At 61.8% G+C, this 26,422-nt stretch carries 24 protein-coding genes; 21 read left to right on the top strand and 3 right to left on the bottom strand.

Translation table 11 applies throughout. The features are described from left to right. The first annotated feature begins 41 nt into the window (after positions 1-41). On the top strand, positions 42-236 hold the full coding sequence (locus KHO31_RS18735) for an acid-shock protein (RefSeq protein ID WP_201072139.1): 195 nt from the start codon (positions 42-44) through the stop codon (positions 234-236). A 137-nt stretch (positions 237-373) separates the two neighbouring features. On the opposite strand, the gene KHO31_RS18730 is transcribed toward KHO31_RS18735, so the two are convergent. Continuing rightward, positions 374-700, bottom strand: a complete 327-nt coding sequence (locus KHO31_RS18730; protein ID WP_201072137.1) for a DUF1840 domain-containing protein — start codon at positions 698-700, stop codon at positions 374-376. A 449-nt stretch (positions 701-1,149) separates the two neighbouring features. Here KHO31_RS18730 and argS point away from each other — a divergent pair, with 449 nt between their 5' ends. The 7 genes from argS to KHO31_RS18695 all read left to right on the top strand — a co-directional run bounded on the left by argS (position 1,150) and on the right by KHO31_RS18695 (position 10,049). Further along, complete coding sequence (argS, locus tag KHO31_RS18725; protein WP_211623907.1) at positions 1,150-2,940, top strand: arginine--tRNA ligase; 1,791 nt, start codon at positions 1,150-1,152, stop codon at positions 2,938-2,940. A 61-nt stretch (positions 2,941-3,001) separates the two neighbouring features. Continuing rightward, the gene (locus tag KHO31_RS18720; RefSeq protein ID WP_201072135.1) at positions 3,002-3,817 is read left to right on the top strand and encodes an SPOR domain-containing protein; all 816 of its coding nucleotides are present in this window, start codon (positions 3,002-3,004) and stop codon (positions 3,815-3,817) included. A gap of 184 nt (positions 3,818-4,001) precedes the next feature. Then, complete coding sequence (locus KHO31_RS18715; RefSeq protein WP_201072134.1) at positions 4,002-4,640, top strand: thiol:disulfide interchange protein DsbA/DsbL; 639 nt, start codon at positions 4,002-4,004, stop codon at positions 4,638-4,640. Between the two features lie 15 nt (positions 4,641-4,655). Then, the gene (locus KHO31_RS18710) at positions 4,656-5,429 is read left to right on the top strand and encodes an SDR family oxidoreductase (RefSeq protein ID WP_201072133.1); all 774 of its coding nucleotides are present in this window, start codon (positions 4,656-4,658) and stop codon (positions 5,427-5,429) included. 3 nt (positions 5,430-5,432) lie between these two features. Further along, complete coding sequence (locus tag KHO31_RS18705) at positions 5,433-6,251, top strand: helical backbone metal receptor (protein WP_211623905.1); 819 nt, start codon at positions 5,433-5,435, stop codon at positions 6,249-6,251. A 281-nt stretch (positions 6,252-6,532) separates the two neighbouring features. Next, entirely contained in the window at positions 6,533-8,119 is a 1,587-nt protein-coding gene (locus tag KHO31_RS18700; RefSeq protein ID WP_201072129.1) for an ABC transporter substrate-binding protein, read from the top strand. 286 nt (positions 8,120-8,405) lie between these two features. Further along, positions 8,406-10,049 carry an ABC-F family ATP-binding cassette domain-containing protein gene (locus KHO31_RS18695; RefSeq protein ID WP_211623903.1) on the top strand — a complete coding sequence of 548 codons (1,644 nt, stop codon included), beginning with the start codon at positions 8,406-8,408 and terminating at the stop codon, positions 10,047-10,049. Positions 10,050-10,083: 34 nt separating this feature from the next. On the opposite strand, the gene KHO31_RS18690 is transcribed toward KHO31_RS18695, so the two are convergent. After that, on the bottom strand, positions 10,084-11,157 hold the full coding sequence (locus KHO31_RS18690) for an MBL fold metallo-hydrolase (RefSeq protein ID WP_201072124.1): 1,074 nt from the start codon (positions 11,155-11,157) through the stop codon (positions 10,084-10,086). Between the two features lie 188 nt (positions 11,158-11,345). Between KHO31_RS18690 and KHO31_RS18685 the strand changes: the two genes are divergently transcribed. From KHO31_RS18685 to bioB, 12 genes are all read left to right on the top strand, one after another. Continuing rightward, positions 11,346-11,750, top strand: coding sequence for a MerR family transcriptional regulator (locus KHO31_RS18685; protein ID WP_201072122.1), 405 nt, complete (start codon positions 11,346-11,348; stop codon positions 11,748-11,750). 85 nt (positions 11,751-11,835) lie between these two features. Then, on the top strand, positions 11,836-13,665 hold the full coding sequence (gene aceK, locus KHO31_RS18680; protein WP_201072439.1) for a bifunctional isocitrate dehydrogenase kinase/phosphatase: 1,830 nt from the start codon (positions 11,836-11,838) through the stop codon (positions 13,663-13,665). 103 nt (positions 13,666-13,768) lie between these two features. Next, positions 13,769-14,545, top strand: a complete 777-nt coding sequence (gene can, locus KHO31_RS18675; RefSeq protein WP_201072120.1) for a carbonate dehydratase — start codon at positions 13,769-13,771, stop codon at positions 14,543-14,545. Continuing rightward, positions 14,538-15,746: an acetyl-CoA C-acetyltransferase gene (locus KHO31_RS18670; RefSeq protein ID WP_201072118.1), complete on the top strand. Its 1,209-nt coding sequence runs from the start codon at positions 14,538-14,540 to the stop codon at positions 15,744-15,746. Before can ends, KHO31_RS18670 begins: the two co-directional genes overlap by 8 nt. A 31-nt stretch (positions 15,747-15,777) precedes the next feature. After that, positions 15,778-16,455 (top strand): SDR family oxidoreductase, encoded by a 678-nt coding sequence (locus KHO31_RS18665; protein ID WP_211623902.1) that lies wholly within the window; start codon positions 15,778-15,780, stop codon positions 16,453-16,455. A 36-nt stretch (positions 16,456-16,491) separates the two neighbouring features. Then, positions 16,492-17,622 (top strand): acyl-CoA dehydrogenase family protein, encoded by a 1,131-nt coding sequence (locus tag KHO31_RS18660; RefSeq protein WP_201072114.1) that lies wholly within the window; start codon positions 16,492-16,494, stop codon positions 17,620-17,622. A gap of 7 nt (positions 17,623-17,629) precedes the next feature. Further along, positions 17,630-18,079: a YchJ family protein gene (locus tag KHO31_RS18655; protein WP_201072112.1), complete on the top strand. Its 450-nt coding sequence runs from the start codon at positions 17,630-17,632 to the stop codon at positions 18,077-18,079. Positions 18,080-18,665: 586 nt separating this feature from the next. Beyond that, positions 18,666-19,940 carry a dienelactone hydrolase family protein gene (locus tag KHO31_RS18650; protein WP_201072109.1) on the top strand — a complete coding sequence of 425 codons (1,275 nt, stop codon included), beginning with the start codon at positions 18,666-18,668 and terminating at the stop codon, positions 19,938-19,940. Between the two features lie 1,071 nt (positions 19,941-21,011). Next, positions 21,012-22,361: an adenosylmethionine--8-amino-7-oxononanoate transaminase gene (bioA, locus tag KHO31_RS18645; RefSeq protein WP_201085888.1), complete on the top strand. Its 1,350-nt coding sequence runs from the start codon at positions 21,012-21,014 to the stop codon at positions 22,359-22,361. Further along, positions 22,361-23,545, top strand: coding sequence for an 8-amino-7-oxononanoate synthase (gene bioF, locus KHO31_RS18640; protein WP_211623900.1), 1,185 nt, complete (start codon positions 22,361-22,363; stop codon positions 23,543-23,545). The genes bioA and bioF overlap by 1 nt, the downstream gene beginning before the upstream one ends. Next, on the top strand, positions 23,542-24,273 hold the full coding sequence (gene bioD, locus KHO31_RS18635) for a dethiobiotin synthase (RefSeq protein ID WP_201072103.1): 732 nt from the start codon (positions 23,542-23,544) through the stop codon (positions 24,271-24,273). Before bioF ends, bioD begins: the two co-directional genes overlap by 4 nt. A gap of 34 nt (positions 24,274-24,307) precedes the next feature. Then, positions 24,308-25,408, top strand: coding sequence for a biotin synthase BioB (bioB, locus tag KHO31_RS18630; protein WP_211623898.1), 1,101 nt, complete (start codon positions 24,308-24,310; stop codon positions 25,406-25,408). 75 nt (positions 25,409-25,483) lie between these two features. On the opposite strand, the gene KHO31_RS18625 is transcribed toward bioB, so the two are convergent. Then, on the bottom strand, positions 25,484-25,783 hold the full coding sequence (locus KHO31_RS18625) for a transposase family protein (protein WP_211623896.1): 300 nt from the start codon (positions 25,781-25,783) through the stop codon (positions 25,484-25,486). A 194-nt stretch (positions 25,784-25,977) separates the two neighbouring features. Between KHO31_RS18625 and KHO31_RS18620 the strand changes: the two genes are divergently transcribed. Next, on the top strand, positions 25,978-26,422 hold a 445-nt coding region (locus KHO31_RS18620; RefSeq protein ID WP_236071322.1), incomplete at its 3' end, for a DUF6531 domain-containing protein.

The following is a 26,422-nucleotide window of genomic DNA, read 5'->3' as shown; positions in this document are numbered from 1 at the left end:
CGTCGGCTTATCAAATTGCAATCGTCATCGGAGAGAATCGTATGAAGAAGCTGACGCTGTTATTGACTGCTGTTTCGCTCGCCGCCAGCGCCTCGGTGGCGCTGGCCCAGCCCGCCAGCTCGGTGAGTTCCTATTCGCCGCCTACGGAAAAGCACGTCAAGAAGCCCAAGAAGCAGAAAATGAAAAAGGGTGCGTCGGCACCTATGGCTGCACCGGCGGACGCCGCCAGCCAGTAAGCAGATTCGGTAGACGGGCCGTCAAAACCCGTGAAAAACAAAGAGCCCGTTGATGCGGGCTCTTTGCATTGATGCGTCACAGTCTGCGCCGCGCCGCCAGGCGCGGCGAACACCACTTCTGGCGGACCGCTCCGGAATCAGAGACCCCAGACGATATCCGCGTTTTCCTTCTGCGCAGCGCGCAACATATCGAGGAACGGATAAGCGCGCTGGGCGAGTCCGGGCGGAATCTCATGATGCTCGTGGCCCTCTTCGCCCTCGTGGAAATGACCCTCGTGCTCGGCACGTTCCTGTTTGTCGACGCTGATCGCCGATTCGAGTTTGGTGATCGCGACGCTCAGTTCGTCGTGGGTGATGACACCTCGCTCACCCAGGCGCTTGCCGACAATGCCAACCAGGTACTGTGCGAGATTTTCAAGCATCATCACGTCCGGCGCGGCGCGACATTTGAAAGTAATCAGCATGACGGTTCCCTTTTTCGTTATGTTGGATTGACGCGAGGACGGCTGTAAGCCAGCCGTCGGCGCGCGTTACGTTGACACGCCGATCAGGCACGGCGGCCACGGCCCTTGGTGGGCATCTCATTGAACATATTAGCACCTGCTAAAATCTGTCTGGACGGAAAAGCGTGCCGCAATGCGCCGCGCGCGGCGTAGCGCAGGTGGCGTGGCTGGGCCGGTTGGCACGCAACCACGTGCAGCCGCACCAGGCCGCAGCGGCGGCCGCCTCGGCATGCCGCCGCGCATGGCGCTAACCGCGTTGCGCGCGACGCGGCTGATGGCGCCCCGAGGTGCCGGGCGCGTCCCGGCCGGTGCATCGCCGCTTTCCACGCTTCTGACGAATCGGCTGCGCCTTGCGCGCGGTCGCCGCTTCTTCCGCATCACCGGATTGCCTCACTGGACTCGCAACAAGCATGCTGCCCGCACATAAACATACCCTCGAAACACTGCTCGCCGACACGGTCAAGCAGGTTGCTGAAGCAACCCAAGGCGCGAACGAAGCCGCCTTCGTCTCGCCCACGATCACGCTGGAGCGACCCAAGGTGGCCGCGCACGGCGACGTCGCCTGCAATGTGGCGATGCAACTCGCCAAGCCGCTGCGCGCCAACCCGCGCCAGCTGGCACAGCAGATCGTCGACGCGCTGCTCGCGCAGCCGCGAGCCAACGGTCTCGTGGATGCCGCCGAAGTGGCCGGCCCCGGCTTTATCAACCTGCGCCTCGCGGCGGCCGCCAAGCAGGCGGTGATCACCGCCGTGTTCGCTGAAAAGGACGCGTTCGGCCGTTCGCAGCGCGACGCCGGCAAGCACGTGCTGATCGAATTCGTCTCGGCCAACCCGACCGGCCCGCTGCACGTCGGCCACGGCCGCCAGGCAGCGCTCGGCGACGCGCTCTCGAACGTGTTGGCCTCGCAAGGCTTTGACGTGCACCGCGAGTTCTACTACAACGACGCCGGCGTGCAGATTCACACGCTCGCCGTGTCGACGCAGGCGCGCGCCCGCGGCCTCACCCCCGATGACGAAGGCTGGCCCGCCTCGGCGTACAACGGCGAATACATCGCCGAGATCGCGCAAGACTATATGAACGGCGTCACCGTCGCGGCAAGCGACGGCGAGCCGGTCACGGGCGCGGGCGAAATCGAGAATCTCGACGCGATCCGCCGCTTCGCGGTCGCCTACCTGCGCCGCGAGCAGGACATGGACTTGCAAGCCTTCGGCGTGAAGTTCGACCAGTACTACCTGGAGTCGTCGCTGTACAAGGAAGGCCGGGTCGAGAAGACCGTCGAGGCGCTGATCGCCGCCGGCAAGACCTACGAACAGGAAGGCGCGCTGTGGCTGCGCACCACCGACGACGGCGACGACAAAGACCGCGTGATGCGCAAGAGCGACGGCACCTACACGTACTTCGTGCCGGACGTCGCCTATCACGTCGCCAAGTGGGAACGCGGCTTCACCAAGGTCATCAACATTCAGGGCTCGGACCACCACGGCACGATCGCGCGCGTGCGCGCCGGCCTGCAAGGGCTTGGCGTCGGCATTCCGAAGGGCTATCCCGACTACATCCTGCACAAGATGGTCACGGTGATGCGCAACGGCGAAGAGGTGAAGATCTCCAAGCGCGCCGGCAGCTATGTGACGGTGCGCGACCTGATCGAATGGTCGGGCGGCGCAACGCCGGGCTCGGAAGCCGCCGTCGACCTGATCGACGACGAGACGATTCGCCGCGGCCGCGACGCCGTGCGCTTCTTCCTGATTTCGCGCAAGGCGGATACGGAATTCGTGTTCGACATCGACCTGGCGTTGAAACAGAACGACGAAAATCCGGTGCACTACGTGCAGTATGCGCATGCGCGGATCTGCTCGGTCATCGCGGAATGCAAGGCGCGCTACAGCACGGACGAAAGCACGCTGGCCGAGGTCGACGTATCGCCGCTCACCAGCGAACGCGCCATGGCCTTGCTGAACAAGCTCGCCGAGTTCCCGGACATGCTGCAACATGCGGCCGACGAACTCGCGCCGCACGCGGTCGCGTTCTATCTGCGCGACCTCGCCGGAGAATTCCACTCGTTCTACAATGACAGAGCCGAACGCGTGCTGGTCGACGACGCTGCCGAGCGCAATGCACGCGTCGCGCTGCTTGCGGCCACACGTCAGGTGCTGGCCAACGGTCTCGCGACGATCGGCGTCTCCGCTCCCGTCAAGATGTAAGTCCTCCGGCGCAACATGCATGCGGCCGTCGTTATAATCGACGGCCGTTCCAGGATTCTTTTTGCAGGTGATTCATACGATGGCAAAACCACGCCGCACAACAAAGCAATCGCAATCGAAACAAACCGGGGGGACTTTTCTCGGCATCGTGCTGGGCCTGATCGTCGGTCTCGCGATCGCGGTAGTGGTGGCGCTGTATATCACCCGCGCGCCTACGCCGTTCGTTTCGAAGGTCGCGCCGCCCGCAGCGCCCGACACCGGTGCAAGCCAGGCGCAGCAATACGACCCGAACCGTCCGCTGCAAGGCAAGACGCCTGGCCAACCGGTGCCGCAAGCCGCGCAACCGGCACCGCCGAACACCGCACCGGGTCAGACCAACTCGCAGACACAGTCCGGCATGCTGGAAGAACCGCAAATCGTCGAAGTGCCGCCGGCGAGCGGCAACACGAACGGCACGGCGGTCGCACCGAAGCCCGCGCAGGATAACGGCAACGGCACGGCCACCGCACCGGCGAAGAAGCCGCAAGTCGCAAGCGTTCCGGCCGCCACGGCGGCAGGCTCGGCGCCGAAGAGCACGGCCACCACGGCTGCCAACGCCAAGCCGGGTTCGGGCGCGGCGCCGGTGGCGGGTGACGCGAACACCGGCTACTTCCTGCAAGTGGGCGCCTACAAGACCTCGGCCGACGCCGAGCAGCAGCGCGCGCGCCTCGCCTTCCAGGGCTTCGAATCGAAGGTTACGCAGCGCGATGCAGGCGGCGTGACGTACTACCGCGTGCGCATCGGGCCGTTCTCGAAGTTCGAAGACATGAATTCGAGCCGTCAGCGTCTGTCCGACGCGGGCGTGGATACAGCCGTGATCCGCTTCACGAAGCAATAAGCAATCAATAAACAAACGGTGATTTGCCGGAACGCGCCGCCGCCGAACTATCGGCGTGCGGCGCGAGTCACAAACACAACCGACAAGCACAACGGACGACTAGAACGTCTAACGCCGACATTGAAAACGGTGACGGGCATTTGCGTGGCGCCACCGCTTTACCGCCTACTTGGGTCAACAAAACATGAAAAAACTGCTGAGCATTCTGTTCCTCTCACTGGGCCTGGTTGCCGCCACGGCGCATGCATCGCCGGCAGCGCCGGTTTCCGGCAAGGACTACACCGTGCTGCCCACGCCGCAACCTACGGACGTGCCGGCCGGAAAGATCGAAGTCACCGAATTCTTCTGGTACGGCTGCCCGCACTGCAATGAATTCAACCCGTACCTCGAAGCATGGGTGAAGAAGCAAGGTCCGGACGTGGTGTTCAAGCGCGTGCCGGTTGCCTTCCGCGACGACTTCATCCCGCACTCGAAGATGTATCACGCGCTCGACGCACTCGGCCTCGCCACGCAACTCACGCCGAAGGTCTTCAACGAAATCCACGTCAACAAGGACTATCTGCTGACGCCGGAAGACCAGGCCAAGTTCCTCGCGAAGAACGGCGTCGATCCGAAGAAGTACATGGACGCGTACAACTCGTTCTCGACGCAAAGCGCGTTGCAGAAGGATAAGAAGCTGATGGACGACTACAAGATCGACGGCGTGCCGACGCTCGCCGTGCAAGGCAAGTATGAAACGGGTCCTGCTGCGACCAACAGCCTGCCGGGCACGATTCAGGTTCTCGACTATCTGGTGCAGCAAGTCCGCGCCAAGAAGATGTAAAGCAGAGGCGCCGGAATGAGTTCACGCTTGAAGGTTTTCATTACCGGCGCTTCGAGTGGCATCGGCCTCGCGCTCGCCGCCGAATATGCGCGGCGCGGCGCGATTCTCGGCCTGGTTGCCCGCCGCGGCGATGCCCTCGCCGCCTTCCAGCAGTCCCATCCGCAGAATTCCATCTCCACCTATTCCGTCGACGTCCGCGACGCCGAGGCACTCGCCGAAGCGGCCGCGCAGTTCATCGCGCAGCACGGAATGCCTGACGTCGTGATCGCCAATGCCGGCATCAGCCGCGGCGCGGTCACCGGGCACGGCGATCTGCGCACCTTCCGCGAAGTGATGGATATCAATTACTTCGGCATGGTCGCCACCTTTGAGCCGTTCGCCGCCGCGATGGTCGCCGCGAAGAAAGGCACGCTGGTCGGGATCGCCAGCATCGCCGGTGTGCGTGGCTTGCCGGGGTCGGGCGCGTACAGCGCGTCGAAGTCAGCCGCGCTCAAGTATCTGGAGGCGTTGCGCGTCGAGATGCGCCTGTTGGGTGTCGGCGTGGTCACCATCGCGCCCGGCTATATCCGTACGCCCATGACCGAGCACAACCCGTACAGAATGCCGTTCCTGATGGATGCCGACCGGTTCGCGTCGAAAGTCGCCGGGGCGATCGAACGGCAGACGGCCTTCGCGGTGTTCCCGTGGCAGATGCGCGTGGTGGCGATGCTGCTGCATGTGCTGCCGCGCCGGCTCTACGATCTCGCCTTCGAACGCGCGCCGCGCAAGCCCCGCGCCGTCGCCGAATAAATCATGCAGCCGCGTGCGGTCGATGCAGCCGGCGTCGCGCACGAAATGGGGGGCCCCGGTGCGCGCATCGTCTCGCTGGTGCCGAGCATCACCGAATTGCTGTTCGCTCTTGGCCTCGACAGGCAGATCGTCGGGCGCACCGGTTTTTGCGTACATCCGAATGACAAGGTGCGGCAGGTACGCAAGGTCGGCGGCACCAAGGCCGTCAATATCCATGCGATTCGGGCTTTGCGCCCCACTCATCTGATCGTCAATATCGACGAAAACGAGCGCGATACCATCGAGCAGTTGCGTGCGTTCGTGCCGCATATCATCGTCACCCATCCGCTGACACCGCAGGACAATCTCTCGCTGTACTCGCTGCTGGGCACGATCTTCGACCGCGCGCAAGAAGCGCAACGCTTGAGCGAGGCGCTCGAAGCGCGTCTGCACGAGGCCGCCGCGCAGGCGTTTCCTGCACAAAACGTGCTGTACCTGATCTGGTGCGAACCATGGATGACGGTCGCACGCGATACCTATATCGCCGCGATGCTGAGACTCGTGAACTGGCAGACGCTGCCTGACGTGGAGGGCGGAGCGGCAGGCGCGGCGCGCTATCCGACGCTCGACTTCGAGCGCGCGCCGTGGCTGGCCGGCGTCGATCGCATCCTGCTCTCCAGCGAGCCTTATCGCTTTACGCAAACGCATTGCGACGCGTTGAAACGCGATCCTCGTCTGGCCGGCAAACGCATTGAGTTGATCGATGGTGAATTGGTATCGTGGTACGGCGTGCGAGCCATCGACGGCATCGGTTATCTGTTGCAGCGCGCTGCCGCACCGTGAACGCCGGTACCGAGCGCTCACGCTGAGCCGGACCACCGAGCCACTGCGTCCCAACGCTCGGACTCCATATGGATATGCGGATTAAATTGTTGTCGCCGCAACCACCCTTCGATAAGCTTTCGCGAAGGCAGGGATGTGCATGTACCGCAGCAGCCAAACCATGCGCCAGCGCCGGAAACGTATCACAATAAAGACGACGGCCAGACCGGTCGCCGCCCGTCAACGGAATACAACTACACAACCAGACGCACTGCCTGACTGCGCTTGTTATGGGAGATCCTATGCGCTTCAAACTGCTCGCAGCCGCCGTACTGTTCACGGCGCCCGCGCTCGTGCTCGCCAAACCGCTGACCGTCTGTACCGAGTCCAGCCCCGATGGCTTCGATGTCGTGCAGTTCAATTCGCTCGTCACGACCAATGCATCCGCCGACGTGATCTTCAACTCGCTGGTCTCATACGACGAGGCCGCGAAGAAAGTCGTACCCTCGCTGGCCGACAAGTGGGACGTGAGCGCCGACGGCCTCACCTACACGTTCCATCTGCGCCCGAACGTGCAGTTCCAGACCACCGATTACTTCAAGCCCACCCGCGCGCTGAATGCCGACGACGTCGTCTTCACGTTCGACCGCATGCTCAACGACAGCAATCCGTGGCACAAGGTGGCGGGCGCAAGCGGCTTTCCGCATGCACAGTCGATGGGCTTGCCGAAACTCATCAAGTCGATCAGCAAGGTCGATGACAACACCGTCAAGTTCGAACTGAACGCGCCGGACGCGACGTTTGTGTCGATCCTGACGATGGGTTTCGCCTCGATCTATTCGGCAGAATACGCCGACCAGTTGCTCAAGGCCGGCAATCAGGTCGATCTGAACTCGAAGCCGATCGGCACGGGTCCTTTCGAATTGAAGAGCTACACCAAAGACGCGGTGATCCGCTACGACGTGAACCCGACATACTGGGGCGCGAAACCGAAGATCGACCGCCTGATCTACGCGATCACGCCGGACGCCACGGTGCGCGCGCAAAAGGTGAAGGCAGGCGAATGCCAGATTGCTTTGTCACCGAAGCCGCAAGATCTTGCCGAAGCGAAGAGCGACAAATCGCTCGCCATTGTGCAGACGCCCGCGTTCATGACCGCGTTCGTTGCGCTGAATACGCAGAAGAAGCCGCTCGACAATCAGAAGGTGCGCGCCGCCCTGAACATGGCTTTCGACCGCACCACCTATCTGAAGGCGATCTTCGACAACACCGCGACGCCGGCCGTGAACCCGTATCCGCCTAATACCTGGAGCTACGACAAGGCCGTCAAGGCATGGCCGTACGATCCGGTGAAGGCCAAGAAGCTGCTCGCCGACGCGGGCTATCCGAACGGCTTCGAAACGACGATCTGGGTGCGTCCGAACGGCAGCGTGCTGAACCCGAATCCGAAAGCCGGCGCCGAACTGCTTCAAGCCGACTTCGCGAAGATTGGCGTGAAAGCGGATGTGAAGGTGATCGAATGGGGTGAGCTGATCAAGCAGGCGAAGCAAGGCCAGCATGACACGCTGTTCATGGGCTGGGCCGGCGACAATGGCGATCCGGACAACTATCTGTCGCCGCTCTTCAGCTGCAATGCCGTGAAGTCGGGGATCAATTTCGCGCGCTTCTGCGATCAGGATCTGGACAAGCTGATCGCCGACGGCAAGACGACGCCCGATCAGGCCAAACGCGCGAAGGCGTATGAACAGGCGCAGCAGATCATCCACGATCAGGCCCTGTGGATTCCGCTGGGTTACCCGACCGCAGCGGCCATCACGCGCACGAATGTGAGCGGCTATCACGTGAGTCCGTTCGGACGGCAGAACTTTGGGACGGTGGCGGTGCAGTAAGACCGCGGCACGGTTCGGAATCAAATGCCAGTAGGCCCGGTTGCGTCGCACCGGGCCTGTTTCTATTGCGCCGCTGCGCGGCGGTGGCATGTCGAAGACGTGTGTCACCGCGACAACGCACCACACGATGCAGTCTTGCCTCGCCGAAAGATCGCTCGCTATACTGTGAACCCTCTCCTCTAACCGGACATCAGCCAAAGTGAACAATTAAGCCATCCAAAATGTTTTCGCATCAGGACGCTCAACGCGCCTCTGCGAAGGTTTCAACACATTTTCGGAGGTGCTTATGGCTCATGTCACGCCATCGTCCCCACTCGTTTCACTGCATCACGTATCGTTCCATTTCAATGATGGAGCGCTGTTGCTCGACTCCATCGACCTCACATTCGACCATGCGCGCACCGCCATTGCTGGACGCAACGGCATGGGCAAAAGCGTGCTGGCAAGATTGATTTGCGGTGAACTCACGCCGTCCGCGGGTGCGATCGAGCGGTTCGGTTCCGTCGCGTTCGTGAGTCAGGACGCACCCGCACTCGTAGGAAAAACTGTCGCGCAGGCTGCCGGACTGGCCGACACGCTCGACGCGCTGGCGCGGTTCGCGGCCGGTTCGGCCAACGCTGAAGATTTCGACCTCGTCGGCAATCGCTGGGATCTTGCCACGCGCTTTCAGAAGGCACTGGCCGCAGCGGGGCTGCCCGAACTCGATGCAGCAGATTCAGCAGATTCGCTGAGCGGTGGCCAGCGCGCCCGCATCGTGCTGATCGGCGCACTGCTGTCAGAGGCCGATCTATTGGTATGCGATGAGCCCACCAACCACCTCGACCACGACGGTCGGGTCTGGTTACACGCGATGCTCGACGCGTGGCCCGGCGGCCTGATCGTCGTCAGTCACGATCGCCAGTTGCTGGGCAGCGTGCAGCGTATCGTCGAACTGACGCCACAGGGGCCACGCATCTACGGCGGCAACTACGACCTCTTCCGCGCTCAGCGTGAAGCGGAGAAGGACGCGGCGCAAACCGCACTCGACCATGTCCGCACAGAACGCACTCGCGATCGGCAGAGGCTTCAACGCGAGCACGACACGACCCAGCGTCGCGCGGCGGGCGCACGGCGCTATTGGGAAACCGCAAATGTATCCCGCTTCAGGCGAGGCAAACGACTGAGCGCCGTGGCGGACATCATGGGTCACGTCCGCCGCGCACAGCAGGCTTTCAAAACTGACCTCGACACACAAGTCCGCGAGGCCGCGGCGCGCGTGGTGCCTGAGAGCGCGGTGATGCTCTCACTGCCGGGCGCCGTCGTGCCCGCGCGCCGGCAGGTATTCACGCTCGACGAAGCAAGACTGCCGTGGCTATGTGCCGACGATCCGTCTGCGCGGATAACGTGGGCAGCCGCCGGCCCACTACGCGTCACCATGACAGGTCCCAACGGCTGCGGCAAATCAACGTTGCTGCGCTTGCTGGCAGGCGAGATCGCTCCATTGAACGGAAAGTCGGCAACGCACGTGCCATGCGCCTATCTGGATCAGCGTCTCGACCTGCTCGACGCCGAGCGCTCGATCGTCGAACAGTTGGGCCTGCTCGATACGCCACTTGCAGAGAGCGAGTTGCGCAGCCGTTTAGCGTTGCTACAAATCGACGCGCAACGCGCGACGCAACCCACCCGGCAGCTAAGCGGCGGCGAGCGCCTGAAAGCGGCGCTTGCGTGCGCACTATGGCGCGGCACGCCGGCGCAATTGCTACTGCTCGACGAGCCGACCAATCACCTCGATCTCGAATCGGTGCTGGCGATTGAAGACGCGCTAACGGATTTTCCAGGCGCCATCGTTGCGGTATCGCATGATGCGGGGTTCCTTGAAGCATTGCGACCAACCCATACGATGCAATGGACCATCGAGGGTTGGCGCTTCCACCCGGTCAAGGTGGATTGACCACGCGACGATGCGTGGCCGCCTGTCCCAGCCGTCAAGCCGCGGCGAACCGGATCACGCCATCCGCATCCTGTGTGCGCGTCAGCTCACCGGCCAGCCATAGCAGATGCAAGTGCGCCAACGCTTCGCCGAGCGCGAACGTCATCTGATGGATGTCGAGTTGGCGCTTGAACATCAGCGGCACGATATCCGCTGCGCTCTGCGGCTTCTCCGCACATGCCTCGCGCACTTCCGCCAGACGCGCATCGTGATGCTCACGCAGTTGCCTGATGCGCGTGTGCACACCGCGGAACGGCTTGCCATGTGACGGCAGCACTAGCGTGTCTTCGGGCATTGTCTCGTAGCGGCCGAGCGATTCCAGATACAGCGCGAGCGGCGAGCCTTCCGGCTCCATGCCGAACACCGAGACGTTGGTCGAAATACGCGGCAGCACCATGTCGCCGGAGATCAGTGCGCCCGTTTCTTCGCAATGTAACGCGCAATGTTCCGGCGAATGGCCGAAACCGGTCACCACGCGCCACGTCTTGCCGCCGATCTTCACGCCATCGGCTTCGCGCAGGCGACGGTACTGGCTGGGAATCGCCGGCACGAGGCTCGAGTAGTAGCTCGTGCGATTACGCAGTTTGTCGAGCGACGCCTCGTCGTTCAAACCATGGCGCGCAAAGTGCTGTGCCGCGCCCTCGCCGCCCGCATTCGATCCGTCGCCGGCCGCCATCACGCGTGCCTGCATGTATTCACCGAGCGTCATCCACAACCGCACGTCCCAGCGCTTCTTGTCGCCGCCGGCGCAAATCCAGTGCGCGAGGCCGATATGGTCCGGATGGCAATGCGTCACGATCACGCGTAGCACCGGCAGACCGTCGAGCACGGAGTCGAACACTTTCTCCCAGTTCTCCTTGATCGTGTCCGACGCAATGCCGCAGTCGACTACCGTCCAGCCTTGCTGACCGTCGATTTCATCGCGTAGCAGCCACAGATTGATGTGGTCGAGTGCGAAGGGCAGCGGCATGCGCAGCCAGAACACGCCGGGCGAGACTTCCATCGCGTGGCCCGCTTCCGGCAGGGTGTCGTTGAACGGGTAGTCGAGTTGATGTTCTAGTGCATTCATTGTGGATGTCTTCCTCCGTCGGCCGTCCGGCATGGCGAGGTATGCGATGCCGGACGGCGTGGTTGCGGCCCGGTCGGGACATACCGGTGCCGTACTGCGCCGTAGTTGCGTTTCGCTCAAGTTGACGATAACGTAAACGTCGATTCTATCGTTCAATCCGATTTTCTGCCCGGCCACGGAATGCCCCGATGAACACGCAATACACGATCACCGAGCTCGCGCGGGAATTCGACGTCACGCCGCGGGCAATCCGCTTCTATGAAGATCAGGGTTTACTCTCACCGAGCCGTGAGGGATCGAGCGGCTTACGGCGCGTCTATTCGGGCCGCGACCGAACCCGCCTGAAGCTCACGCTGCGCGGCAAACGGCTCGGCTTCACGCTGTCGGAAATCCGCGATCTGCTCGATGTCTACGAATCGCCGACCGATACCGTACCGCAATTGCACGCCTTCCTTGCCACCGTGGCACGCCATCGCGACGTGCTCGAACGTCAACTGGAAGATCTGAACGCGACGCTCGAAGATCTCGCGCAATACGAAGCTCAGGCGAAAGCGTTGCTGGAGAGCGGCGCACGCGAAACCCGGTCCGCCTAAGCGGAGAGCGGCGCGATGCGTCGCGGGCCCACCCGGACGATACAATCATGGGTGTCTTCACGACATGGGACGAATCACGGTCGACATGAATCACTTCCCCAAACTGTTGTCGTCGCAGATCGGCTTTGACGTCGCCCAGACGATGCTCGAAGGATTCGATCGACACTACCGGATTTTCCGCGACGCCGCGATCCATGCCAAAACGCTCTTCGAAGCTGCCGACTGGCATGGCCTGCAAACGCTGGCGCGCGAACGCATTACCTCGTATGACGAACGCGTCGAGGAATGCGTCGTTCTGCTCGAAGACGAATACGACGCCGAGAATATCGACGACGAAGTGTGGCAGCAGATCAAGCTCCACTACATCGGTCTCTTGACCACGCACCGTCAGCCCGAGTGCGCGGAGACGTTCTTCAATTCGGTGTGCTGCAAAATCCTGCACCGTTCGTATTTCAACAACGACTTCATTTTCGTGCGCCCGGCGATCTCGACCGAATACATCGAGAATGACGAACCGGCGGCGAAGCCGACCTATCGCGCGTACTACCCCGGCAAGGACGGCCTCGCCGCGACGCTCGAACGCATCGTCACCAACTTCCAGCTGGAACCACCGTTTGAAGATCTGAAGCGCGACGTCGAATGCGTGATGCAGACGATCCACGATGCGTTCGGCGTGTTCGACGAAGCGCCAAATTTTCAGATTCACGTGCTCTCGTCACTGTTCTATCGGAACAAGTCGGCGTATATCGTTGGCCGGATCATCAACGGCGATTTGCTGCTGCCGTTCGCCGTGCCGCTGCGTCATGTCAAACCCGGCGTGCTTGCACTCGATACGGTGCTACTCCAACGCGACCAGTTGCTGATCATCTTCAGCTTCTCGCATTCGTATTTCCTGGTCGATATGGAAGTACCGTCGGCTTACGTCGAGTTTCTCGGCACGATCATGCAGGGCAAACCGAAGGCGGAAATCTATACGTCGGTTGGTTTGCAGAAGCAGGGCAAAAATCTGTTCTATCGCGATCTGCTGCACCACCTGAAGCATTCCAGCGATCAGTTCATCATTGCGCCCGGCATCAAGGGGCTGGTGATGCTCGTATTCACACTGCCGTCGTTTCCGTACGTATTCAAGCTGATCAAGGACCACTTCCCGCCGCCGAAGGAAACCACGCGCGAGCAGATCAAGGGAAAGTATCAGCTCGTCAAACGGCATGACCGTTTGGGCCGCATGGCCGACACACTCGAATATTCGAGCGTGGCGCTGCCCGTTTCGCGGCTCAACGAAGCGCTAGTGCGCGAGCTTGAAAAGGAAGTGCCGTCCTTGATGGAATACGACGGTGACAACCTGGTGATTCGCCACATGTACATCGAACGCAGGATGGTGCCGCTCAATCTGTTCCTGCACAACGGCAGCGACGACGACATCGATCACGGCATCAAGGAATACGGCAACGCGATCAAGGAATTGATGCAGGTGAACATTTTTCCTGGCGACATGCTGTACAAGAACTTCGGCGTGACGCGTCATGGCCGCGTCGTGTTCTACGACTACGATGAAATCGAATACCTGACGGAATGCAACGTGCGCGCCGTGCCGGCGCCACGTAACGAGGAAGACGAAATGTCGGGCGAGCCGTGGTACTCGGTCGGTCCACATGACATTTTCCCGGAGACATACGGCACGTTCTTGCTCGGCGACCCACGCGTGCGCCGGTCCTTCATGCAGCATCACGCGGACTTCTTCGATCCAGCGCTATGGCAACGGCACAAGGATCATCTATTAAAAGGCGAACTGCCCGACTTTTTCCCATACGACAGCAGCGTGCGCTTCTGCATCCGCTATCCGGAACGATTCGCCAATGCGGCGTCCGGACAATCGGAGAACCCGGCAGATGAGCGTACCGTGCGCGCGGCTTAAACCGCATTCGCATCATGCGCCGCCCGCATTGTTGAATGCATCGTCCGAACCTTATGTAACGACATCGACCGGTCAATCGGTCGAGCAACCGCCCAGACTCACCATGAATACGAACGCTTCTCCCGCTGCCAATCCGCTGGCCCACCTGTTCGATAACAACGACGCGTGGGTGGCCCGCAAACTGTCCGAAGATCCGGAGTACTTCTCGCGTCTCGCGCACCAGCAGACACCCGAGTATCTGTGGATCGGCTGTTCCGATTCTCGCGTACCGGCCAACCAGATCATCGGCCTGCCACCAGGCGAAGTGTTCGTGCACAGAAATATCGCCAATGTGGTGGTGCATACGGATCTGAACTGCCTGTCGGTGATCCAGTTCGCCGTCGATCTGCTCAAGGTCAAGCACATCATGGTGGTGGGTCACTATGGCTGCTCGGGTGTCGCCGCGGCGCTGCACGGCCGGCGCGTGGGCCTCGCGGACAACTGGCTGCATCACGTGCAGGACGTTCGCACCAAACACGCCGCGCTGATCGAAGAGTGGCCGATCGGCGAGGCGCGGCATCGGCGTCTGGTCGAACTCAACGCGATCGAGCAGGTGATGAACGTATGCCGCACCACCATCATCAACGACGCATGGGCGCGCGGCCAGGAACTGGCGGTGCATGGCTGGGTATATGGCGTGCACGACGGCAAGGTGCGCGACCTCGGCATGAGCGTCAACGATCCGGCGGCACTCGATGCAACCTACAAACGCTGCATCGCGGCCGTATCGGCCGGCGGTGCGTACCAGGCAGATAACGATGCGGCGGCCGCCGATGCGGTCCAGCTCGGCGACGTGCCGGCGATCGTCGAAGGTGTGATCAAGGAGTTTAAAGATGAGTGAGGCAAACATGAGCGAGACAAAGTCTGATCCGATCGTAATCGTAGGCGTGGCCCGCACGCCGATGGCAGCATTTCAGGGCGATTTCGCGTCGCTGACCGCGCCGCAGTTGGGTTCGGTTGCGATCGAAGCCGCCGTGCAACGCGCCGGATTGAAGCCCGAGCAGGTCGACGAAGTAGTGATGGGTTGCGTGCTGCCCGCCGGCCTCGGTCAGGCGCCCGCGCGTCAGGCCGCACTCGGCGCCGGTTTGCCGTTGAGCACCGGCAGCACCACCGTCAACAAGATGTGCGGCTCCGGCATGCGCGCGGCGATGTTCGCTCACGACATGCTGGCTGCGGGCTCGGTCGACGTGATCGTCGCCGGCGGCATGGAAAGTATGACGAACGCGCCGTACCTGTTGCCGAAGGCGCGTAACGGCATGCGCATGGGCCACGGCCAGGTGATCGACCACATGTTCTACGACGGTCTCGAAGACGCCTACGAGAAAGGCCGTTTGATGGGTACCTTCGCCGAGGAATGCGCGGCGTCGTTCGACTTCACGCGCGAAGCGCAGGATGCGTTCGCCGTCGAGTCCCTGAATCGTGCGAAGCGCGCGAACGAAGACGGCTCGTTTGCATGGGAAATCGCGCCGGTGAAGGTGGAAAGCCGCAAGGGCGACGTCACCATCGATCACGACGAGCAGCCGTTCAAAGCGAACCTCGACAAGATTCCGACGCTCAAGCCCGCGTTCAGCAAAACCGGCACGGTGACGGCGGCGAATTCGTCGTCGATTTCCGACGGAGCCGCGGCGCTCGTGATGATGCGTGAATCGACCGCGAAGCGTCTCGGCGTCGAGCCTCTTGCTCGCGTGGTCGGCCACTCCACCTTCGCCCAGGAACCGGCGAAGTTCACCACCGCGCCGGTCGGTGCGATTCGCAAGCTGTTCGAGAAGAACGGCTGGCGTGCCGACGAAGTGGATCTGTACGAAGTCAACGAGGCATTCGCGGTGGTCACGATGGCCGCGATGAAGGAACATCATCTACCGCATGACAAGGTCAACGTGAACGGCGGCGCCTGCGCACTCGGTCATCCAATCGGCGCGTCGGGCGCGCGAATTCTCGTCACGCTGATCGGCGCGTTGAAAAAGCGCGGTCTGAAGCGCGGCGTCGCGACGCTGTGCATCGGCGGTGGCGAAGCGACCGCGATGGGTATTGAACTGGTTTAACGCGCAGTTTCCAGGGGCTTGAGGTGATTCGATGAAGACAGTGTTGATCGTGGGTGCATCGCGCGGCATCGGCCAGGAGTTTGCGCGGCAGTACAAGAAGAGCGGCTGGCGCGTGCTCGCCACCGCGCGCGACGGCACCGCGCTCGACGCACTGAAGGCGCTCGGCGCGGAGACCTTTTCACTCGACGTCACCGCGCCCGAAGAAATCGCCGCATTCGGCTGGAAGCTCGACGGCGAACGGCTCGACGCGGCGGTGCTGGTGTCCGGTGTGTACGGCCCCCGCACCGAGGACATCGAGACGATCACCGCCGAAGACTTCGACCAGGTCATGCACACCAACGTGCGCGGACCGATGCAGTTGATGCCGGTCCTGCTGCCGCTCGTCGAAGAAGCCGGCGGTGTGTTCGCGGTGATTTCGAGCAAAATGGGCAGTATCGGTGACGCAAGCGGCACGACCGGCTGGCTATATCGGGCGAGCAAGGCAGCGCTGAACGACGCGCTGAAGATCGCGTCGCTGGATGCAACGCACGCAACATGTATTTCGCTGCATCCCGGCTGGGTGCGCACCGACATGGGTGGCGCGCAGGCGGCGATCGATCCGGCGCGCAGCGTCACTGGCATGCGCGAAGTGCTTGCGCAGGCAGCGGCCGCACATGAAGCGTTCAATGGTCGGTTCTATCAATACGACGGCACGGCGCTCGACTGGTGAAGAGACAAATGGAGAGACTAACAAGGAGACCAAGCCATGGTGCTTGATCAGGACCACCTGATGGTCCGCGACGCGGTGCGCACGTTCGTTCGCGAAGCGGTCACGCCGCATGCGGCGCAATGGGACCGCGAGCGCATCTTTCCGAAGGACGTGCATCGCCAGCTCGCCGAACTCGGCGCATATGGCGTGCTGGTGCCCGAAGCGTACGGCGGCGCCGGCATGGACGCGCTGGCGCTCGCGCTGATCCTCGAAGAAATCGCGGCGGGCGACGGCGGCACCTCGACCGCAATTTCCGTCAACAACTGCCCGGTGTGCAGCATTCTGCTGAGCTATGGTAACGACGAGCAGAAACGCGAGTGGCTCACGCCGCTCGCGCGCGGCGAGATGCTCGGAGCGTTTTGTTTGACCGAACCGCAAGCGGGCTCCGACGCATCCGCGCTGCGCACTACTGCGACACGTGACGGCGACGATTACGTGCTGAACGGCGTCAAACAGTTCATCACGAGCGGCAAGAACGGCAACGTCGCGATCGTCATGGCCGTGACCGACAAGGCCGCAGGTAAGCGTGGCATCAGCGCATTCATCGTGCCGACCGATACGAAGGGCTACATCGTCGCGCGAGTCGAAGAAAAGCTCGGTCAGCATTCGTCGGACACGGCGCAGATTATTTTCGAAGATTGCCGCGTGCCGGCCGCGAATCTGATCGGCGCGGAAGGCGAAGGCTATCGGATTGCGCTATCGGGGCTCGAAGGCGGGCGCATCGGTATCGCGGCGCAGAGCGTGGGCATGGCGCGCGCTGCGTTCGAGGCGGCCTTGGGGTACGCGAAGGAGCGCGAGAGCTTCGGCCAGCCCCTGTTTTCGCACCAGGCCGTGCAATTCCGTCTCGCCGATATGGCAACCCAACTCGAAGCCGCCCGTCAGTTGATCTGGCACGCGGCTTCGCTGAAAGACGCCGGCCTGCACTGCCTGACCGAGGCCGCGATGGCCAAGCTGTTCGCATCTGAAGCCGCCGAGCGCATTTGCTCGGCAGCCTTGCAGATTCATGGCGGCTACGGCTATCTGAGCGACTTCCCCGTCGAACGCATCTACCGCGATGTCCGTGTATGCCAGATTTACGAAGGCACCAGCGACATCCAGAAAATTCTAATCGCGCGCGGCCTTGGCTGAAAGTCTGATGAATAAGCCATTGTTGTCAACGCAACGACCGTCCGACTGCCCCTGTGGCGGCGCTGCGCCCGATCAGCGCAACGGCGCCAAACCGCCGCGCTTCGCGCAATGCTGTGGCCGCTATATCGACGGCGGCGAAATTGCGCCGCGCGCGCTCGAACTGATGCGCTCGCGCTACAGCGCGTACGTTGTGGGCGCAACGGATTATTTGCGCGCCACCTGGGCGCCGCACACCTGCCCCACGGATCTCGACACCGACCCTGCTGCCCCCGACGCACCGCGTTGGCTCGGACTCCAGATCAAGGCCTTCGCTGAAACCGATGCCGATCATGCGACCGTTGAATTCGTCGCACGTTATAAGGTAAGCGGCCGCGCCCACCGGTTGCACGAGTTGAGCCGCTTTCTACGTGGTGAAGACGGACGCTGGCGCTATGTCGATGGCGATGTGAGCGAATAGGCCCAACCTTTCGTAGCCTTACACGACGCAGCGACCCACATCCCACGGCGTTCACATATGGCCCTCAAACGAGGGCTTTTTTTTCGTGTTGGCTCGACGCTACAGCGCGCGTGATACGACAAATTACTTCGTCCAGCCAAGCACCGCGGGGCAAGCGTTTGGCTGTCTCCCGGCAGGCGAACGTGCCCTGATCCGCACGCGGCAATTTTTTCGCCGCGGGTTCTCCTTGATTGCACAAAACAAAATTGTCGTGCCAGGATGAGGCCGTAGGTTTGTGACGCCACGTTGCGAGAATAGGTCCATACCGGTTCCGCAAATGCGCAGGCGCCGTGCCGATAGCCCACCAGTAGGGGTTCGACAGCGGTTCCAGGCAGCATGTGTGGCGCTCATCATCGGCGCGTGGGGTCGCGTCGGCCGTTTGGGTTCATCCCGTGCGATCTCGATTAGCGTGCGTGCGCTTAGCGCACTCCGTACGCGAGTGTGTTTTTGTTTGTCGAAAACGCTGATGAAAGGCAATTGTCAGTGACGACATTCGACAGACAAAGCATCACGGTGTTCAGGGCAGGTTTTTGAGGCAGGTGTGTTAATGGTGTTCAGCAAGGTTCTGACGAAGTGTGCGGTGACGTGTGTAACGGCGATGTGCGCCGTCGCGCTCGCGCATGCCGACCCGCTCGCCGACACCCAGTTGGGGCCTCTCACCCGCGCACACGTGCCGCGCATTGCGCTCGACGACGACGTCTATCAGACCACCACTGGCCTCAACGAACAGATCATCCGCGTACCGGTCGACGCTGCCGGCACGGTCACACTCGAAACAACGATCTACAAACCGGACGGCGCAGGCCCGTTTCCGATGATCGTTTTCAACCACGGCAAGATTCCCGGCGACCCGCGCACGCAGGAGCGCAGCGACCCGTTGCCGTTCGCGCGCGAATTCGTGCGCCGGGGTTATGTGGTGGTGGCGCCGAACCGCCAGGGCTTCGGCCATTCGGGTGGTACTTATCAGCAGGACGGGTGCGACGTCGAACGCAACGGCATCGGCCAGGCCGGCGACGTGGCCGCCACGATCGATTTCATGTCGAAGCAGCCATACGTGGATGCGACGCACATCGTGGTGGCCGGCACCTCGCACGGCGGCTTGGCAACGATGGCGTACGGCCCTGAGGCTGCACCGGGTGTGCGGGCCTTGATCAATTTCTCGGGCGGTTTGCGGCAGGACGCGTGCGCCGACTGGCAGGGCAACCTGACGCGCGCATTCGGCGCGTATGGCGAGAAAACGAAGGTGCCGTCGCTGTGGTTGTATGGCGATAACGACTCGGTGTGGACGGCGCCGCTGGTGGCCGGGATGTATGCCGCGTATTCCGCACATGGTGCGAGTGCGAAGATGGTGGATTTCGGCAACTATAAGAATGACGCGCATCGGCTCGTGGGCGATCGTGATGGCGTGCAGATCTGGTGGCCTGCGGTTGAAGCCTTCCTGGCTCGAGCTGGGATGCCGACTGGCGTGCAATATCGCGTGTCTGATCCTTCTTTGCCGAAGGCAAGCGGGTTTGCTGCTGTCGATGCGGTCGACTCTGTACCGTTTGTCGACGAAGCTGGCCGTAACGGATATCGGAATTTCTTGCATCAGTATCCTAGCCGGGCTTTTGCTGTGTCGGATACGGGGGCATGGTCCTGGGCCGAGGGCGGCGATGATCCGATGTCGGTGGCTATTGCCAATTGCCAGAAGCAGAGTTCGGCGCGTTGCCGGTTGTATGCGGTGGACAACTCCGTTGTATGGGGTTCTGGGTCTTCGCAGACGGCGGATTCTTCTTCGGCTGGGTCTGCCGATGGTCGGCCGGCTATTGCTAGCCGGAATTAAGGGTTAGGGTTTTGCCTGCTCGGCGTTTGGTCGTCTTTGTGCCTGCGGTGTTGGGCTTTGCTTGTTCTGTTTGCCTGCTCGGGGCGTATTGTCTGTTTGCCTGTGGCGTTGGCCTTTCCTTGTTTTGTTAGTGGTTGATTAGCGTCGCCCCTGTGCGGGGCGGCACTTACTTTCTTTGCCGCCGCAAAGAAAGATAAGCAAAGAAAGCGGCTCACACCGCCAGCACATAAGCGGGTCCCCCGCACAGCCACGGCAGTGGTGCATCTGGAATCCGTGCCCTCGCACATTCCGCCTTGGTGACAAGCCGTCATACTTCCGGTGGCGCTGCGCGCGCCGAAGAGCATTTCATAAAACCGACCACTCCGGTTTCGCACTCGCGCTTCATTCGGCGCTTCGCCGAGGCGAAGCCGATGGCCCCCACCGCGTCCAACCGAAGCCCCGGGTTTCCCTCGCAGACCCATCCGCGACGCACGCAGTGCGGAGTGGGCGCTGATGAGCCCCTTGTCACTCACGCTGAAGGTGCGAGAGCACGGATTCCAGATGCACCACTCCCCCCTCCGAGCCAGGGGACCCGCTTAAGAGTTAGCGGTTTGAGCTGCTTTCTTTTGCCTACTTTTCTTTGCAGCAGGCAAAGAAAAGTAGGTGCCTGCCCCGCACAGGGGCGACGCTAATAGACCAATAGCAAATCAAGGAAAGGCCACCGCCGCAGGCATACAGACAACAAGCGCCGAGCAGCCAAAACCCAAACCACCCCCACCGCCGGAGGCAAAGTCCCACCCCAAACCCCAAATTCCCGCCCATAAGCACCAACTACTTTGTCGTCGCTAACTCCATCGATCAGCGACCTTCCGAAGGAAACTGAAACCACCTGCATCGAACAGCGCAAAACTCCGGCGCCGCCGGCAAAACCTCACCGTCCAGCCCTAGTGCACAGCACGAAATAAACCGCTAATCTCGACCCCGCAAGCCTCCCCAAGGCCGCGCGCAGCGCACACAAGAAACCGCAGCGCGAATGAATAGGCCCTAAAAAGCCAGCCGTGCAACGGCAAAAAAAGCACCTCGGAGTACCCTTTGGAAAAGTCAGCATCCCCTGAAGACTGGATCACCCGCAGCCTGCGTGCCGTCTGGCACCCCTGCACCCAGATGAAACACCACGAGCGCCTGCCGCTAATCCCGGTCGCACGAGGTCAAGGCGCGTGGCTCTACGACCGCGCGGACAAGCGTTATCTGGACGCGATCAGTTCCTGGTGGGTCAACCTGTTCGGGCATGCCAATCCCCGCATCAATGCGGCACTCAAAGATCAACTCGATACGCTCGAACACGCAATGCTCGCGGGCTGCACGCACGAGCCAGCCATCGAACTTGCGGAGCGCCTCAGCGCCCTCACCGGCAACACACTCGGTCACGCGTTCTTCGCGTCCGATGGCGCATCGGCCGTCGAAATCGCGCTGAAGATGAGCTTCCACTCGTGGCGCAATCGCGGCTTCACCGACAAGCAGGAATTCGTTTGCGTCGCTAACAGCTACCACGGCGAAACCGTCGGCGCCCTCGGCGTCACCGATGTGGCGCTCTTCAAAGACGCTTACGACCCGCTGATCCGCAACGCACACGTCGTTGCATCGCCCGACGCGCGCCTCGCGCAAACAGGTGAAAGCGCAGCCGATGTGTCGCGCCGCGCGCTCGAACACGTTCGCTCGTTGTTCGAAGCACGCGCCACGAAAATCTCCGCGCTCATCGTGGAGCCGCTCGTGCAATGCGCGGCCGGCATGGCAATGCACGATGCGTCGTATATCGCCGGATTGCGCGCACTCTGCGACCAATACGGCGTGCATCTGATCGCCGATGAAATCGCGGTCGGTTGCGGCCGCACCGGCACGTTCTTCGCATGCGAACAAGCCGGTATCTGGCCGGATTTCCTGTGTCTGTCGAAAGGCATTAGCGGCGGGTATCTGCCGCTCTCAATCGTGCTGTCGCGCGTTGAAATTTTCGACGCCTTCTATCACGACGATACCGCGCGCGGCTTCCTGCACTCGCATTCGTACACGGGCAATCCGCTCGCCTGCCGAGCGGCGCTCGCGACGCTCGATCTGTTCGCCAGCGACAACGTGCTCGCGGTCAACGCACAGAAATCCGCGACGCTGAAGGCCGCGTTGGCGCCGCTCGCCGAACATAAGCAAGTGCGCAATTTGCGTCAGTGCGGCACGATCTTCGCGTTCGATGCAGTGATCGACGACGCTCAGCAAGCCAAAACATTTTCGCGCCGTTTTTTCGAAAACGCGTTGCAGCGTGAACTGCTGCTGCGTCCGATTTCGACCACGGTGTATCTGATGCCCCCATACATCCTCGACGACGAAGAAATCGCGCTGCTCGCCTCGCGCACGCGCGAAACTTTCGAAGCAACTCTCGCGGAAACCCGTTAATGCACCTGCTCGACACACTCACAGAAGGCCTCAAGGAAATCGACGCGCGCGGTCTGCGCCGCCGTCGCCGTACCGCCGACACGCCATGTGCAGCGCACATGACGGTCGACGGCCGCGCGATCATCGGTTTCGCCAGCAACGACTATCTCGGGCTCGCGGCGCATCCGCAACTGATCGCGGCAATCGCGGAAGGTGCGCAGCGTTACGGCGCCGGCAGCGGTGGTTCGCATCTGCTAGGCGGCCACTCGCGCGCGCATGCGCAGCTCGAAGACGATCTGGCTGAATTCGCCGGCGGCTTCGTCGACAACGCACGCGCGCTCTACTTCAGCACCGGTTACATGGCGAATCTCGCGACGCTTACCGCGCTCGCGGGCCGTGGCACGACGCTGTTCTCCGACGCGTTGAATCACGCATCGCTCATCGACGGCGCGCGTTTGTCCCGCGCTGAAGTGCAGATCTATCCGCATTGCGACATGGAAGCGCTGAGCGCGATGCTCGATGCCTCGGACGCTGAAGTCAAAGTGATCGTCTCCGATACGGTGTTCAGCATGGACGGCGATGTCGCGCCCCTGGCGCGTCTGCTTGAACTTGCAGAGCAGCACGGTGCATGGCTGATCGTCGACGATGCGCACGGCTTCGGTGTGCTCGGTCCGCAAGGCCGCGGCGCGATCGCGGAGGCCGCGTTGCGCTCGCCAAATCTGATCTCGATCGGCACGCTCGGTAAAGCTGCTGGTGTGTCGGGCGCATTCGTCGTCGCGCACGGCACCGTGATCGAATGGCTCGTGCAGCGCGCGCGTCCGTATATCTTCACAACCGCTTCGGTTCCGGCTGCGGCGCATGCGGTGTCGGCGAGTCTGCGCATTATCGGTGGCGAAGAAGGCGATACGCGGCGTGCCCATCTTCGGCAATTGATCGAACGTACACGCGCGATGTTGAAGGCAACGCCGTGGCTGCCGGTTGATTCGCACACTGCCGTGCAGCCGCTGATCATCGGCGCAAACGAGGCGACGCTGGACATCGCGGCCACGCTCGATCGCGCGGGTCTCTGGGTACCGGCGATCCGTCCGCCGACTGTGCCGGCGGGTACGTCGCGGCTGCGCATTTCGCTTTCCGCCGCGCATTCGCAGGCGGATCTCGATCGGCTCGAAGCGGGCTTGCAACAACTCGGGGCAAAAGCGGCATGAGCAGCTCGAATCAAAACGCGCTGTCTCTCTTCGTCACCGGCACCGATACGGAAATTGGCAAGACTTTCGTGTCCGCCGCGCTCTTGCGCGGCTTCGTTCGCGAAGGCCTGCAAGCCGCCGCGATGAAACCGATCGCCGCGGGCGCGTTCGAAGTGAACGGCGTGTTGCACAACGAAGATGCCGATCAACTCGACGCCGCGTCGAGCGTCCTGCTGCCGCCAGAGATTCGCACGCCGTATCTGTTGAAAGAACCCGCCGCGCCGCATATCGCCGCCGCGCTGGAAAACGTCACATTCGATATCGACCACATCGTCGATTGCCACGCGCAAGCATTGAAGCAAGCCGAGATCGTCGTAGTCGAAGGCGTCGGCGGTTTTCGCGTGCCGCTGACCGCGACGCAGGACACCGCCGATCTCGCCGTCGCGCTGAAGCTGCCGGTCGTGCTGGTGGTCGGCATGCGCCTGGGTTGCATCAGCCACGCATTGCTCACGGCCGAAGCGATCGCCGCGCGCGGGCTGACGCTCGCTGGCTGGGTCGCGAATCGCATCGATCCGGACATGACGTTCCCCGACGAAAACATCGCCTCGATTCGCGAGCATCTTGGGCGCGAATACGATGCGCCCTTGCTCGGCATCGTGCCGCATTTGAACCCGGCTTCGCCGGAGCTCGCGGCAGATCAACTCGACATCAACCGACTCCTGCAGACGCTGCGTCACGCGCAGCGCTGAAAACCCATTACATCCATCCATGAGGATTGACGACATGACGCAACTGAACATCGCTCCGACGCCAGCCGAGACGGCCGCCTCGAACCACAACGCCAACCACGCTGCAGCAGGCGGCAAGCAGGTAGCCAAGTGGCGCGTCGCTGACATCGTCGCGCTGTACGAACTGCCGTTCAACGATCTGATGTTCCGCGCGCAGCAAACCCACCGCGAACATTTCGACGCCAACACCGTGCAACTGTCGACGCTTCTGTCGATCAAGACCGGCGGTTGCGAAGAAGATTGCGCGTACTGTCCGCAGTCGGTGCATCACGACACAGGCTTGCAAGCCGACAAGCTGATGCCGGTCGATGAAGTATTGGCCGCAGCAAAGGTCGCCAAGGAAAACGGCGCGACGCGCTTCTGCATGGGTGCGGCGTGGCGCAATCCGAAGGACCGTCACCTCGAGCCGATCAAGGACATGATCCGCGGCGTGAAGGCGATGGGCCTCGAAACCTGCGTGACGCTCGGCATGCTGGAAACGCATCAGGCTCAAGGTCTGCGCGAAGCGGGTCTCGACTACTACAACCACAACCTCGATACATCGCCGGAGTTCTACGGCCAGATCATTTCGACGCGCACGTATCAGGACCGTCTCGATACGTTGGAACGCGTGCGCGATGCGGGCATCAACGTGTGCTGCGGCGGGATTGTCGGTTTGGGCGAATCGCGCCGTGAGCGCGCCGGCCTGGTCGCGCAACTGGCGAACATGGAGCCGTATCCGGAATCGGTACCCATCAACAACCTGGTGCAAGTGGAAGGTACGCCGCTGACCGGCACCGAAGCAATCGATCCGTTCGAATTCGTCCGTACGATCGCGATTGCACGCATCACGATGCCGCGCGCAATGGTGCGTCTGTCGGCTGGCCGCGAGCAGATGGACGAAGCGTTGCAGGCCTTGTGTTTCCTGGCTGGCGCGAACTCGATTTTCTACGGCGATCAGTTGCTGACCACCAGCAACCCGCAAGCGGAAGCGGACCGCAAACTGCTCGAACGCCTCGGCGTTCGCGCAGAAGCGGCACAGCAGATGCCGCTGGATCAGAGCGGCTGCGAGCATAGCTGCGCGCATGATCAAAACGCGCACGCTGCGCCGAACTAACGCCAAAAAGCCGAACACGGTAAGAAAGGCCACCTCGCACCCGAGGCGGCCTTTTTTCATTTGATAGGTCTACCACTACTTCTGGCTTCTACTGTATCTGCGCCGATACGCGCCCTCCTTTCGCAGGCACCATCTCGCGTCATCTGGCCTTGACTCCGCCCGGAGCCGTCGTTGTAAACAATCAAGCAGCAGGTACCTCCGCAGCCAGCACAGCTTTGCTTCGCCCCATATCTGAATCGCCATCCGAATATCGGCTCCCGAGAGAATTGCACATACCACCACGACCAGCATGTCCGTCGGACTAGCCGGCGTGCGGCTGCGCGGATCGCGCAAATCGCCAAACTCATCCTGAATACCGAACACGTCTTGCTCCATCGCTTTTCCCCGGCAACAAAAACCAGAGTAAACGCGCCTTTAACAGTGCTTACAAGACTTTCTTCACCATCTGTAACGTTTTTCGCGCGTATCCGCGCAATCAGATTTTTCGGAATTGTCGGATTTAAAAATATTTCAATCTCCTTAAAAGTGCTTACGCCGTCAATGGCGAATCTCACAATAAAAGGAGCGAAATGAAAGACTGGAAACCACAGAGAGGAACGGCTGGCATGCTGTGCCGCTTCCTCGTCGCATTCACGTTGTTATTGGTCGCGTTCGGCGCGAACGCCGACTACCAGAATGACTGCACCACACGCTACGCAAAATCAGGTGCCATCCAGGGCAGCAAGTTCTGCGCTATCGACGCTGCGAGCAATTCGCCGGGTGGGCCAGGCGGCTATGCATGCCTGAACGACCTCGATCTCATCAACAAATGGTGCGCGGGCGAAACCGATCCGCAGCCTGAAAAGTCCTGCCCGGTTGCCGATCCGGTTTATCCGGGCAGCGGTGCCGTTACGCTCGACAGCGCGGATTTCGTCAGCGGCGACGACATGCCGATGGTGTTCTCCCGCACCTATCGTTCAGTGTCGCCCGGCACTTCCGGCAATGCGATGGGACCGGTCTGGTTCCATAACTGGC

The organism is Paraburkholderia domus (assembly GCF_905220705.1).
Taxonomy (GTDB): domain Bacteria; phylum Pseudomonadota; class Gammaproteobacteria; order Burkholderiales; family Burkholderiaceae; genus Paraburkholderia; species Paraburkholderia domus.
Note: the sequence above shows the minus strand (reverse complement) of the source record. Positions and strands in the feature narration are given on the sequence as shown.